The following is a 13,680-nucleotide window of genomic DNA, read 5'->3' on the forward strand; positions in this document are numbered from 1 at the left end:
ATCGTCCGGGATGCGACAGCTAACGGCGCACGGTACAAGACGCCACGTTGTTCTTTCGAAGTGACGCCTTGATTCCAGATGGAGAACCAGAATGAATATGTACAAGCTTTTCGCATTTTCCATGGGAATCATTTTTTCCACCATTTCCGCATCCCATGCAGCAATCTGCATGCCGGCTGACTCCAATCCGACCACTGATGGAAAGAACCATTACATTGCATCTTACCCCGTGAATCAGGTCCTGAGTTTACCCATCAACATAAACTCCGAACCAAACGGCAAAGTGTTTGCAACAATTCCGATTAAACCAGTAGTCGACAACAAGGCTCATTCATCAATAATTGCGCAAGTGGTTTGCTCCGGCGCCAGCAGACCTTCATTTTCAGGAATCGGAGCACCTGATGTCAGAATCTACCCCAGCAACGTCTCCGGAATAGGATTGCGCATATCGATGAAGGGGATTGGAACAATTCCCAACGAACTGCCCATACTAACAAATTCGTATCCCATTCCCGAAGGAGAAAATTTCATCATTACAATAGAATTCATAAAAACAGGACCCATCAGTACTATTTTTGGAGATATCCAACTGGCAGGACCATACATGGAAATGAAAATTGCCGGAGCACTCGCCGCGCAATACGTTTTCTCCGGTGTCACCCTGGTCCCCATCAATCCCACCTGCACGCTGGTGTCGGACAGCATCAGCGTACCGCTGGGCACGCATCCCGACACACGCTTCACGGGTTTGGGTGCGACCACGGACAAGGTGCCCTTCTCCATCCAGCTGAGCTGCTCCGGCGGCGACCCGAACACCCAGATCAAGCCTTTCGTGACGCTGTCGGGCACGACGGACACGCAAGTCCCCTCGGTGCTGGCGCTGACCGGCTCGCAGGTCAGCGGCGTTGGCGTGGAGGTGCTGAGAAATGGCGCGATCCAGGGCTTTGGCGCAGCCAACGGCTGGCAGGCGGGCACGATTTCGCAGGGCACGGCAAATTTCCAGATCGACCTGGAGGCGCGCTACCGGCAGATCAGGAATACCGTGAGCGGCGGTGGCAGTGCCAATGCCTTGGCGACCTTCACCATCGACTACCAGTAGGCCGGTCGCAGCACGGCCGCAACACGGCGGTATCGGCTTGGGCCACGAGACAAAAGGGTTAACCCCAGTCCAAAAACGTCGCAACCTCTGCGACATTTCAACCAAGCAAGGTTGCACCATGTCTTCTTCATGGTGCACCTCCATTCGCATTTCCCACCTCTTCCATTCCTCACTGGCACACCATGTCCACCACCGTAGGCATCAAGGTTGATGACGCTCTGCGCGAGCGTATCCGCATCGCCGCCCAGCAGATAGGGCGCACACCGCACTGGCTGATCAAGCAGGCGGTTGTCCAGTACGTCGATGCCCTGGAGCGCGGCGCGACCACCATCCGGCTGTCCAGCGCGGGCGACAGCCAGGGCGATGTGGCGCTGGAAGAAGCGCAACCCAGCAGCCCGCAAGAGGTGCAACCCTTTTTGGAATTCGCCCAGTCCATCCTGCCGCAGACGCCGTTGCGCGCTGCCATCACGGCCGCCTGGCACCGGCCCGAGCCCGAGTGCCTGCCGGTGCTGCTGCCGCTGGCACGCGCCCAGGATGCCCAGCAGGCCGACAAGGTGCGCGAGCTGGCGACCCGGCTGGTGCAGGGGCTGCGCGATGCGCCGGCCGGCAGCGGCGTGGCGGCGCTGGTGCAGGAGTTCTCGCTGTCCAGCCAGGAAGGCGTGGCGCTAATGTGCCTGGCCGAGGCGCTGCTGCGCATTCCCGACCGCGCCACGCGCGATGCGCTGATACGCGACAAGATCAGCAAGGGCGACTGGCGTGCCCATGTGGGTCGCTCGCCCTCGCTGTTCGTGAACGCGGCGGCCTGGGGCCTGGTGCTGACGGGCAAGCTCACGTCCACCAGCAGCGAGAAGAACCTGTCGTCGGCGCTGACGCGCGTGATCGGCAAGGGCGGCGAGCCGCTGATCCGCCAGGGCGTGCACCGCGCCATGAAGCTGATGGGCGAGCAGTTCGTGACGGGCCAGGACATTGCCGAGGCGCTGGCCAACAGCCGCGCCTATGAAAAGCAGGGCTTTCGCTACAGCTACGACATGCTGGGCGAGGCGGCCGCCACCGATTCCGACGCACAGCGCTACCTGCAGGCCTACGAGCAGGCCATCCACGCGATTGACGCGGCATCCAACGGGCGCGGCATCTTCGAGGGGCCGGGCATCTCCATCAAGCTGTCGGCCCTGCACCCGCGCTACAGCCGCGCGCAGTACGAGCGCGTGATGGCAGAGCTGCTGCCGCGCGTGCTGCAGCTGGCCGAGCTGGCCAAGCAGTACGACATCGGCATGAACATCGATGCCGAAGAGGCCGACCGGCTGGAGCTGTCGCTGGACCTGCTGGAGGCCTTGTGTGCCGCGCCCTCGCTCAAGGGCTGGAACGGCATAGGCTTTGTGGTCCAGGCCTACCAGAAGCGCTGCCCGCAGGTGCTGGACTACCTGGTGGACCTGGCCCGCCGCAGCCGCCGCCGCCTGATGGTGCGCCTGGTCAAGGGCGCCTACTGGGACAGCGAGATCAAGCGCGCCCAGGAAGGCGGCCAGGCCGGCTACCCCGTCTATACGCGCAAGGTCTATACCGATGTGAGCTACCTGGCCTGCGCGCGCAAGCTGCTGGATGCACCCGATGCCATCTATCCCCAGTTCGCCACGCACAACGCGCAGACCCTGGCCAGCATCTACCACCTGGCCCAGGCCGTGGGCGGCAGCTACTACAGCGGCCAGTACGAGTTCCAGTGCCTGCACGGCATGGGCGAGCCGCTGTACGCACAGGTGACGGGCCCGGCCTCCGAAGGCAAGCTGGCCCGCCCCTGCCGCATCTATGCGCCCGTGGGCAGCCATGAGACGCTGCTGGCCTATCTGGTGCGCCGCCTGCTGGAGAACGGTGCCAATACCTCGTTCGTGAACCGCATCGGCGACGCCTCCGTGCCGGTCTCCGACCTGGTGGCCGACCCGGTGGACGAGGTGATGAAGATCGCGCGCAACGAAGGCCGGCTGGGCGCCCCCCACCCGCGCATTGCGCTGCCGGCCGATCTGTTCGCGCAGCAGGGAGACAAGCCAGGGCAGGCCCGCGCCAATTCCCAGGGCCTGAACCTGGCGCACGAGCAGCAACTGGCCTCGCTGGCCGCCGCGCTGCTGCACAGCACGCGCCAGACCTATCTGGCCGCGCCCGCGGATGCCGACCTGCCGGCCGACCCGGCGCGTACCGAAGGCTGGCAGCCCATGCGCAACCCGGCCGAGCTGTCCGACATCGTGGGCTGGGTGCGCGAGGCCACGGCGGCCGAGGCCGAAGCCGCCGCCGCGCGCGCCGCGCAGGCCGCGCCCATTTGGGCCGGCACACCGCCCGCCGCCCGTGCCGACGCGCTGGCCCGCGCCGCCGACCTGCTGGAGCAACGCAGCCAGCCGCTGATGGGCCTGATCATGCGGGAGGCGGGCAAGACCCTTTCCAACGCCGTGGCCGAAGTCCGCGAGGCCGTGGACTTCCTGCGCTACTACGGCGCCCAGGCGACCGCGCATTTCGACAACGCCGCGCAGCGCCCTCTGGGCGTGGTGCTGGCCATCAGTCCTTGGAATTTCCCCCTGGCCATCTTCTGCGGACAGGTGGCTGCGGCCCTGGCCGCCGGCAACACGGTGCTGGCCAAGCCAGCCGAGCAGACACCGCTGACGGCCGCCGCCATGGTGGCCCTGCTGCACGAGGCTGGCGTGCCGCGCGACGCGCTGCAACTGGTGCCGGGCACGGGCGAGACCGTGGGCGCAGCCCTGGTGGCCCATGCCCAGGTGGCGGGCGTGATGTTCACGGGTTCCACCGAGGTGGCGCGCCTGATTGCACGCCAGCTGTCCCGCCGCCTGTCGCCTGCGGGCCGCACCATTCCGCTGATTGCCGAGACCGGCGGCCAGAACGCCATGGTGGTGGACTCCTCGGCCCTGGTCGAGCAGGTGGTGGCCGATGTGCTGGCCTCGGCCTTCGATTCGGCCGGCCAGCGCTGCTCTGCCCTGCGCCTGCTGTGCCTGCAGGACGAGGTGGCCGACCGCACGCTGACCATGCTGCGCGATGCGCTGCAGGAGTGGAATCTGGGCAACCCCGACCGCCTGAGCACCGATGTGGGCCCCGTGATCGACGACGCGGCGCGCCGCCAGATCGAGCAGCACATAGAGCAGATGGCCGCAGCGGGCCAGAAGGTCACCCGCGTGGAACGCAAGGACGGCGTGCTCAATGGCCACTACGTGGCCCCGGCCCTCATCGAGATCGACAGCACCACGCGCCTGCAGCGCGAGGTCTTCGGCCCCGTGCTGCATGTGATCCGCTTCAAGCGCGAGCAGCTGGACGCGCTGGTCGATGGCATCAACGCCACCGGCTACGGCCTGACCTTCGGCGTGCACAGCCGCATCGACGAGACCATTGCCCACCTCACCCAGCGCGTGCATGCGGGCAACATCTATGTGAACCGCAATGTGATCGGCGCCATGGTGGGCGTGCAGCCCTTTGGCGGCATGGGCCTGTCCGGCACCGGCCCCAAGGCCGGCGGCCCGCTGTACCTGCACCGACTGGCTCAGGGGCCGGCCAGCGCGGCGCTGTCCGTCTTTGCGCGGGCCGAGTCGTCCGCCCAGGCACCGCTGCAATTGCTGGGCCTGCTGCGCGAGATGCTGTCCAAGGCCCCGCCCCAGGACATGTCCGCCGATGAACAGGTGCAGGCCCTGGCCGCCTGCGACGAGGCCCTGGCCGCCTCGCGCCTGGACGCCGCCATGCTGCTGCCCGGCCCCACGGGCGAATCCAACCGCTACCGCCTGCTGCCGCGCGGCCCCGTCTGGGCACTGCCGCGCACGCCGCTGGGCCTGGTGGCCCAGGTGGCAGCAGCCCTGGCCAGCGGCAACGCCTGCCATGCGGTGCTGCCCGACAACGGAACAGGCGCCGACAGCGGCTGCGCCGCCACCTGGCAGGCGCTGCGCGCCGCTGCGGGCGATGCCGGTGTGCCATGGCTGCACAGCGCCAGCGCCGACTCGCTGGCTGATGCACAAGCGCCCATGGCGGCCTTGCTGTTCGAGGGCGACGGCGACGCCCTGCTGCAGGTCTGCGCCCAGGTCGCCGCGCGCGACGGTGCCCTGGTGCGCGTGGAAAGCCGCAACAGCGACGAGCTGCATGCGGGCCGCGGCTATGACCTGGCCGCGCTGTTCCACGAGCAATCCATCAGCACCAATACCGCCGCCGCAGGCGGCAATGCACAGCTCATGACCATGGCTTGAACCGCCGGGGCCGGCACAACCGGCCCCTGGCAAGCGCCCCGCACAACCCGAAAAAACACGACCAACGCAGGACACTTCAATGCAATTCAACTGGAACGACCCGACGGCGATCATGTTCGCCATCTACCTGGTCGCCATGCTCGGCATCGGCGCCATCGGCTACTTCAGCACCAAGAATCTTTCCGACTACATCCTGGGCGGCCGCAGCCTGGGCAGCTTCGTGACGGCGCTGTCGGCCGGCGCCTCGGACATGAGCGGCTGGCTGCTGATGGGCCTGCCCGGCGCCATCTACCTGTCCGGCCTGTCGGAAGCCTGGATCGCCATCGGCCTGATCCTGGGCGCCTACCTGAACTGGCGCCTGGTGGCGGCGCGGCTGCGCCTGTACACCGAGCGTGCAGGCAATGCGCTGACCCTGCCCGACTACCTGGCCAACCGCTTCGAGGACCACTCCAACGTGCTGCGCATCGTGACGGCCGTGGTGATTCTGGTGTTCTTCACGCTGTACTGCGCCTCGGGCGTAGTGGCGGGCGCGCGCCTGTTCGAAAACATGTTCGGCATGCCCTACAGCACGGCCCTGTGGGTGGGCGCGCTGTGCACCATCGCCTATGTGTTCATCGGCGGCTTCCTGGCCGTGAGCTGGACGGACACCATCCAGGCCTCGATGATGATCACGGCGCTGATCCTGGCGCCCGTGATCGCCTGGCTGGCCGTGCAGGGCCATCTGCAGCCGGGCCAGGACCTGCACGCCATCGTGGCGGCAGAGAAGTTCGACCTGTTCCGTGGCGCCAGCTTCGTGGGTGTGGTCTCGCTGCTGGCCTGGGGCCTGGGCTACTTCGGCCAGCCGCACATCCTGGTGCGCTTCATGGCGGCATCATCGGTGCAGACCATTCCCTCGGCCCGTCGCATCAGCATGACCTGGATGATCCTGTGCCTGGCCGGCGCCGTGGCCGTGGGCTTCATCGGCATCCCCTACTTCGCGGCCAACCCCGGTGGCGCCGCCGCCGTGAACGCCAATGCCGAGACGGTGTTCATGGAGATCACCAAGCAGCTGTTCAACCCCTGGATCTCGGGCGCGCTGCTGGCGGCCATCCTGGCGGCCGTGATGAGCACGCTGTCGTGCCAGCTGCTGGTGTGCTCCAGCGCGCTGACCGAGGACATCTACCGCACCTTCCTGCGCAAGAACGCCAGCCAGATCGAACTGGTCTGGATCGGCCGTGCCATGGTGCTGCTGGTGGCCTTGATCGCCATCGCCATCGCCAGCAACCCCGACTCCAAGGTGCTGGGCATGGTCAGCTACGCCTGGGCTGGCTTCGGCGCCGCCTTCGGCCCGGTGATCATCCTGTCGCTGTTCTGGAGCCGCATGACGCGCGGCGGCGCGCTGGCCGGCATCATCACCGGCGCCGTGACGGTGCTGGTGTGGAAGCAGTTCGGCTGGCTGGGCCTGTACGAGATCATCCCCGGCTTCATCCTGGCCTGGCTGGCCACGGTGGTCGTCAGCCGCATGGGCCCTGCGCCTTCGCAAAGCATCCTGAAGGCGCATGCGGCGGTGGAGAGCGAGTTCGAGCGGATCGGGGCACGCTGAGCCGTGCGCACGAAGACGGCACCCCTGCCATGACGCAAAACGCCCGATGCCTGCGCCTCGGGCGTTTTTGCTTTGATGCACGCACTCGAAAGGCCATACAGCCGCTTTACGCCTTCGGCATGCCTGTATAAAATTTTATACAAGGATCTTCCATGGAGCAGGACAAAGACATCCGCTGGGTCGGATCCTCATACGACGACCTGCGGGACTTTCCCGCAGGCCCCAGGCGAGATGCGGGCTTTCAGTTGAGCAAGGTTCAGGCAGGCCAGGAACCGGAGGACTGGAAACCCTTCGACGACGTGGGCGCCGGGACGCGGGAGATCCGCGTGAGGGACGCCAGCGGAGCGTTCCGGGTGATGTATGTGGCCAAGTTCGAGGAAGCGGTCTATGTATTGCACTGCTTCCAGAAGAAATCACAGGTGACAAGCCGGCACGACAAGGACATCGCATCGGCGCGCTACCGTGCCGTGGTCCACATGAGAAAGGCCAACAAATGAAGATCGATACAGAAATCCGCCATGTGACCAAGGCGAAGGCAAACCTCTTTCTGGAGCTGGGCTTTCCTGAAGACGAGGCATTGAAGCTGCAAGCTGCATCGCGCCAGCAGATCAACGACACCCATCTTCTCAAGGAGCAACTGATGGCGGAGCTGGCGCAATGGATTGCACAGCATCACCTGAAGCAGTCAGACGCGGCAGAGATCCTGATGGTGTCCCGCCCGCGCATCTCGGATGTGGTGAACAGAAAGACTGCAAAGTTCACCATTGACGCCCTGGTTGAAATGTTGAGCCGCGTGGGAAAGCCGGTGCGTCTGTCCATTGGTTGATATGCCGGTCGCTGCCCACGACATCGCCAAATCAGATGCACCTCAACGCACATGACGAGCGCTTTGTACGTGGTCGCCACAAGGGGAGTGGTCACTACAATCCATGGGCTCTTTTTTTCATCGCCGGGCGGCCCCAGGATGAAAAGCGGCCCCCTGCGGGGGCCGCAGGCCTTGCCCTGCAAGGGGAGCGTGGGGGCCATTTTTCAACACACAACAAGTGAGACTGCCGCTATGCAAATGATCCGCCGCACCCTTCTTTCGACCTGCGTGGCCGCCATGGCGGCTGCTTCGGCTGGCGCCGTACTGGCCCAGACCAAAGAGGTCAAGGTGGGCTACGCCCTGGCCGTGAATTCGCACTACGGCGCGGCCGCCCAGGCCTGGGCCGATGCGGTGGAAAAGGGCACGAACGGCGCCTACAAGTTCAAGCAGTTCCCCGCGTCCGCCCTGGGCGGCGAGCGCGAGCTGATCGAGGGCCTGCAGCTGGGCACGGTGGAGGCGGCCATCGTCTCCACGGGCGCCATCAGCAACTTCGTGCCCGATGTGGGCGTGGTGGACATTCCCTTCCTGTTCCGCGACACGCAGCATGCGCGCGCCGTGCTGGACGGCGCCTTCGGCCAGGAGCTGCTGGCCAAGTTCAGCAAGCGCGGCCTGGTCGCGCTGGCCTGGGGCGAGCAGGGCTTTCGCCACCTGTCCAACAACAAGCACGCCGTCAACGGCGTGGCCGATCTCAAAGGCCTGAAGATCCGCGTGACCGAGAACCCCGTGCACATCACGGCCTTCCGCACGCTGGGCGCATCGCCCACGCCCATGTCCTGGCCCGAGGTGATCGGTGCGCTGCAGCAGGGCACGATCGACGGCCAGGAGAACCCGATCTCGGTGCTGGCCTCGGCCAAGCTGTGGCAGGTGCAAAAGCACCTGACGCTGACCGCCCATGTGTACGCGCCCATGGCCCTGCTGGTGTCGCCCTCGTTCTGGGGCACGCTGAACGACAGCCAGAAGGCGGCCTTCACGCAGGGCGCCAAGTCGGGTGCCATCGCTTCGCGCGTGTTCGTGGACACGGTGGAGAAGAAGGGCGTGGAAGAGGCCAAGAGCCATGGCATGCAGGTGGTGGAGAAGGTGGACCAGGCCGCCTTCCGCACCGCGCTGGAGCCGGCCTACAAGGAATACGCGAAGAAGTTCGGCCAGAAGACGCTGGACACCATCGCCAACGCCAAGTAATCCCCTGACGCATTGCGGGCTGCGGCCCGCAATGCAGGGTGCCCCGCTGCGGGCAACACCTGTGGCCCCGCACGGCGCCCGCGCCGATGATCTGACATCCGGCGGCAGCCCGGCCCTTGCGCCACTCCCCTCCTGCCCTCGCCCACTCCTATGCTCAACCGAATCGAACGCGCCCTTGTGGCCTGCAACCGCTGGCTGCTGATCGTGCTGCTGCTGGCCATGGCCTGCATCGTGTTTGCCAATGTGGTGCTGCGCTACACCACGGGCGACTCCATTGTCTGGGCCGAGGAAGTGGCCCGGCACATGATGATCTGGGTCACCTTCCTGGGCGCGGGCCTGGTGCTGCGCTTCGGCGGCCATGTGGCCATCGACAACCTGCACCGCTCGGTGGGCACGCGCAAGGCGCAATGGCTTCGCCGCCTCGTGGTGCTGGGCGTGAGCCTGTTCTGCGCGGTGATGGCGGTGGCCTCGTCGCAGTACGTCTGGGCCACGCGCTTCCAGACCACGGCGGCCACGGACATTCCGATCTCCTTCGTCTACGCGGCCATGCCCGTGGGCTTCGTGCTGATGCTGGTGCATCTGCTGTTCATTGCGCGCGGGTATATCGCAGACGGCTCGTTCGCGGAGTCGGATGAGATGGATGCCGACGCAGCCGCATCGATCTGATCCACCAGGCAGACACATCATGGGTATCACGCTTTTCATCGCCATCATCGTCCTGCTCACGCTGGGCTTTCCGGTGGCCTTCGCGCTGGCGATCTCCGCCGCGCTGGCCGTCTTCGTGGGGGGCCGCTATCCGCAGCTCATCGTGTTCAAGGAGATGTTCACGGGCATAGACAGCTTTCCGCTGATGGCCGTGCCCTTCTTCATCCTGGCCGCCGAGCTGATGTCGGGCGGCGCGCTCACGCATGTGCTGCTGCGCTTTGCCGCGCAGTTCGTGGGCCATCTGCGCGGCGGCCTGGGCTATGCCAATGTGCTGTCGCTGACGCTGTTCTCGGGCATTTCGGGCTCGGCCCTGGCCGATGCGGCCGGCCCCGGCTCGATGATGGTCAAGATGATGGACAAGGCAGGCTATGCACGCTCCTACGCGGCGGCGCTGACGGCCAGCACGGCCATCGTGGGGCCCATCATTCCGCCGTCGGTGAGCATGATCATCTACGCGTTGCAGGATGAGAACGTGTCGGTGGGCGGGCTGTTCATGGCCGGCTTCATCCCCGGCATCCTGATCGCGCTGGCCATGGCCGCCGTGAACTGGTGGGTGTGCAGGAAGCGCGACTACCGCTCCACCGAGCCGCGCCCCGACGGCCGCACGATGTGGATCAACAGCTTCAAGGCGATTCCCGCGCTGATGCTGATCGTGCTCATCGTGGTGGGCATCCGCTTCGGCATCTTCACGCCCACCGAGGCGTCGGTGGTGGCCGTGTTCTACGCCCTGGTCTGCGGCAAGTGGGTGTACCGCACGCTGCAGTGGTCGGCGCTGCCGGGCATTGCGGCGCGCTCGGCCATGCTGACGGCCTCGGTGCTGCTGGTGATGGCGACTTCGGCCGCCTTCGCCTGGGTGCTGACGGTGGAGGGCATTCCGCAGTACCTGTCCGAGCTGATCGTGAGCTGGGAGCTGTCGCCCACCCTGTTCCTGATCGCGGTGAACATCCTGCTGCTGGTGTTCGGCATCTTCATGGAGCCGCTGCCCGGCGTGATGATCCTGGTGCCCATCCTGGCGCCCATTGCGTTCAGCCTGGGCATCGATCCCACGCACTTCGCCATGGTGGTGATCGTGAACCTGACGCTGGGCATGATCACGCCGCCCGTGGGCGGGCTGCTGTTCGTGACCTCGGTGGCCACGCGCGTGTCCATCACCGATCTCACGCGCGAGATGCCGCTGTTCCTGCTGGCCCACTTCGTGGTGCTGTGCCTGCTGACCTTCATCCCCGCGCTGTCCACCTGGTTGCCGCACACGCTGGGCTTCCAGTGACGACAAGGGCCTCCGAGTGAGGCCCTTTTTTTTGCCGCCGGGCCGCCCCAAGGCAAAAAGCGGCCCCCTCGGGGGGCAACGGACCTTGCGCAGCAAGGGTAGTGGGGCCTTTTTTCTGGGGTGCCCAGCGCCTCAGAAGAGCAGGCCGGCCATGCGCTGGGCCGTTTCCTTCAGGTGCGGCAGGCCCTCCAGCGCCTGCGCCAGCGGCATGCGCGCCTCGGGCGCATGCACGGCCAACGTGGCGCGGCACTGGCCCTTGGCATCGCGCACGGGCACGGCCACGGCAATCATGCCGCGCATGAATTCCTCGCGATCGCAGGAGTGGCCTTCGCGCACGATGCGCGCGCATTCATCGGCCAGCGCCTCGGTCGTGGTCAGCGTGTTGGCCGTGCAGGCGGTGAGTTCCACGCTGTCCAGAATGGCGGCGCGCCGGGCCGCAGGCATATGGGCCAGGAACAGCTTGCCGCTGGCCGTGGCATGGATGGGCACCATCGATCCGGCCTCCAGCTGGATGCGCAGCGGCCAGTGGGTCTCGACACGGTCCAGGTAGCGCACGCGCGTGCCGTCCAGCACGGTGAGGTTGCAGGTCTCGCCCAGACGGGCCACCAGCTGGGACAGCAGCTCATGGCGAAGGGCCTGGCGCGGGTCGGCTTGCAGGGCGCGCACGGCCAGGCTCAGCAGCTTGGGGCCGGGGGAGAAGCTGCGGTCACCCTCATGGCGCAGCAGCCATTGCCGCGCCTCCAGGTGGGAGCACAGGCGCGAGGCCGTGGCCTTGGGCAGGTTGAGCGCGGCTGCGATGTCCATGAGGCCCGGCGGGGCCTCGGCCTGGGTCACGAAATCGAGCACGGCCAGGGAGCGATCGGAGACCGAGTTCGCTTCGTCCTGCCGTGCAGGGGTGGGGTCCGGGGCAGCGCTGGCAAGGGATGGCGGCATGGGGCGGTGTCGTGTCGTGTGGAAGGCCGGAAACGCTTTCGATCATGCCTGATCGCCAGGAGGCGGCAAGGGTTTGCGCGGGGTTGCAGTCCACGGCGGCAACGAATAAGTTTCACTCAAAGGAACAAATAGTTCCTTCAAAAGAAACTCAAAAGGAGCCACTGCATGCCGGACCCCATCGACAGCTATGACTACGTGATCGTGGGAGCAGGCTCTGCCGGCTGCGTGCTGGCCGCGCGCCTGTCCGAGGACCCGGCCACGCGGGTGCTGCTGCTGGAGGCAGGCCCGCCGGACCGCTCGCCCTGGATCCACCTGCCCATCGGCTACGGCAAGACCATGTGGAGCCCCGTCTACAACTGGAAGTTCGAGACCGACCCGGACCCCAACATGAACGGCCGGCGCATCTACTGGCCGCGCGGCCGCACGCTGGGCGGCAGCAGCTCCATCAACGGCCTGATCTACGTGCGCGGCCAGCGCGAGGACTACGACCATTGGGCGGCGCTGGGCAATGCGGGCTGGTCGTATGAGGAGGTGCTGCCCTACTTTGTGAAGTCCGAAGGCAATGCGCGCGGCGCCTTCCCGGGCCATGGCGCGGACGGGCCGCTCAAGGTCTCGGACATCGGCGCACAGCATCCGCTGATCGAGGCCTTCATTGCCGGTGCAGGCCAGGTCGGCGTGCCCCGCACCGAGGATTTCAACGGCCGCGACCAGGAGGGCGCGGGCTACTACCAGCTCACCACCCACAAGGGCCTGCGCTGCAGTACGGCCAAGGCCTATCTGGGCGAGGCCCGGCGCCGCCCCAATCTGCGCATAGAGACCGATGCCATGGCCACGCAGCTGGTGCTGCGCGGCCGGCGCGCCGTCGGCATCCGCTACCGGCAAGGCGGGCAGGAGCGCCAGGCCCAGGCGCGGGCCGAGGTGATTCTGTCGGCAGGAGCCATCCAGTCGCCGCAGCTGCTGCAACTGTCGGGCATAGGCCCGGCCGCGCTGTCGCAGTCCCTGGGGATTCCCGTGGTGCACGATCTGCCGGGCGTGGGCGAGAACCTGCAGGACCATCTTCAGATCCGCCTGGGCTACGAATGCAGCCAGCGCATCACCACCAATGACCAGCTCAATTCCTGGGTGGGCAGGACAAAGCTGGGGCTGGAATGGCTGCTGTTCCGCTCGGGCGCGCTGGCCGTGGGCATCAACCAGGGCGGCTGCTTCATGCGTGCGCTCAGGGACGAGCAGGGCCGGCCCGTGGCGGCCACGCCCGACATCCAGTTCCACGTCTCCACGCTGTCGGCCGACATGGCAGGCGGGCAGGTCCATCCGTACTCGGGCTTCACCATGTCGGTCTGCCAGCTGCGGCCCGAGTCACGCGGGCAGTTGCGCATCCGCTCGCGCGATGCCTTCGAGCCGCCTTCCATCCAGCCCAACTACCTGGCCACCGACCTGGACCGCCGCACCAACGTGGCGGCCGTGCGCGCGGCACGCGCCATTGCCGACACGCCGGCCATGCGCCCCTTCGTGAAGCGCGAGGTCAAGCCCGGCCCCGATGCGCACAGCGATGCGGAACTGCTGGAGTTCTGCCGCAACCACGGCGCCACCATCTTCCACCCCAGCGGCACCTGCCGCATGGGCAGCGACGCCCAGGCCGTGGTCGATGCGCGGCTGCGCGTGCACGGCATGGCCGGCCTGCGCGTGGTCGATTGCTCGGTCATGCCCACCCTGGTCTCGGGCAACACCAACGCGCCCGTGGTGATGATGGCCGAGAAGGCCGCCGACATGGTTCGCGAAGACAGGCACGGAGAGACAGGGCAGCTCAAGGTCGCATGACTGCCCGTTCCT

10 protein-coding genes are annotated in these 13,680 nt (G+C 66.4%); 9 read left to right on the forward strand and 1 reads right to left on the reverse strand.

The annotated features are described in order from the left end of the window. Window positions 1-91: 91 nt before the first annotated feature. The 8 genes from KDK82_RS16580 (at window position 92) to KDK82_RS16615 (ending at window position 10,917) form a co-directional block, all read left to right on the forward strand. Window positions 92-1,099 carry a fimbrial protein gene (locus KDK82_RS16580; RefSeq protein ID WP_088165649.1) on the forward strand — a complete coding sequence of 336 codons (1,008 nt, stop codon included), beginning with the start codon at window positions 92-94 and terminating at the stop codon, window positions 1,097-1,099. A gap of 182 nt (window positions 1,100-1,281) precedes the next feature. Then, window positions 1,282-5,319, forward strand: coding sequence for a trifunctional transcriptional regulator/proline dehydrogenase/L-glutamate gamma-semialdehyde dehydrogenase (gene putA / locus KDK82_RS16585; RefSeq protein WP_088165650.1), 4,038 nt, complete (start codon window positions 1,282-1,284; stop codon window positions 5,317-5,319). Window positions 5,320-5,398: 79 nt separating this feature from the next. After that, on the forward strand, window positions 5,399-6,901 hold the full coding sequence (putP, locus tag KDK82_RS16590; protein WP_012207739.1) for a sodium/proline symporter PutP: 1,503 nt from the start codon (window positions 5,399-5,401) through the stop codon (window positions 6,899-6,901). Between the two features lie 152 nt (window positions 6,902-7,053). Beyond that, the gene (locus KDK82_RS16595) at window positions 7,054-7,398 is read left to right on the forward strand and encodes a type II toxin-antitoxin system RelE/ParE family toxin (RefSeq protein ID WP_013800422.1); all 345 of its coding nucleotides are present in this window, start codon (window positions 7,054-7,056) and stop codon (window positions 7,396-7,398) included. Beyond that, window positions 7,395-7,727, forward strand: a complete 333-nt coding sequence (locus KDK82_RS16600) for a helix-turn-helix domain-containing protein (RefSeq protein ID WP_013800421.1) — start codon at window positions 7,395-7,397, stop codon at window positions 7,725-7,727. The genes KDK82_RS16595 and KDK82_RS16600 overlap by 4 nt, the downstream gene beginning before the upstream one ends. A gap of 231 nt (window positions 7,728-7,958) precedes the next feature. Then, window positions 7,959-8,945, forward strand: a complete 987-nt coding sequence (locus KDK82_RS16605) for a TRAP transporter substrate-binding protein (RefSeq protein ID WP_016450058.1) — start codon at window positions 7,959-7,961, stop codon at window positions 8,943-8,945. Window positions 8,946-9,095: 150 nt separating this feature from the next. After that, window positions 9,096-9,611, forward strand: a complete 516-nt coding sequence (locus KDK82_RS16610) for a TRAP transporter small permease (RefSeq protein ID WP_088165651.1) — start codon at window positions 9,096-9,098, stop codon at window positions 9,609-9,611. Between the two features lie 19 nt (window positions 9,612-9,630). Next, entirely contained in the window at window positions 9,631-10,917 is a 1,287-nt protein-coding gene (locus KDK82_RS16615; RefSeq protein WP_047327929.1) for a TRAP transporter large permease, read from the forward strand. A gap of 132 nt (window positions 10,918-11,049) precedes the next feature. Here KDK82_RS16615 and KDK82_RS16620 read toward each other — a convergent pair whose 3' ends face one another. Next, entirely contained in the window at window positions 11,050-11,850 is an 801-nt protein-coding gene (locus KDK82_RS16620) for an IclR family transcriptional regulator (RefSeq protein ID WP_034397356.1), read from the reverse strand. Window positions 11,851-12,015: 165 nt separating this feature from the next. On the opposite strand from KDK82_RS16620, the gene KDK82_RS16625 reads away from it, so the two are divergent. Next, window positions 12,016-13,668: a GMC family oxidoreductase gene (locus tag KDK82_RS16625; protein WP_034397359.1), complete on the forward strand. Its 1,653-nt coding sequence runs from the start codon at window positions 12,016-12,018 to the stop codon at window positions 13,666-13,668. Window positions 13,669-13,680 lie beyond the last annotated feature (12 nt).

Origin of the sequence: Delftia sp. K82 (assembly GCF_002193035.1) — a bacterium.
Classification (GTDB): domain Bacteria; phylum Pseudomonadota; class Gammaproteobacteria; order Burkholderiales; family Burkholderiaceae_C; genus Comamonas; species Comamonas acidovorans.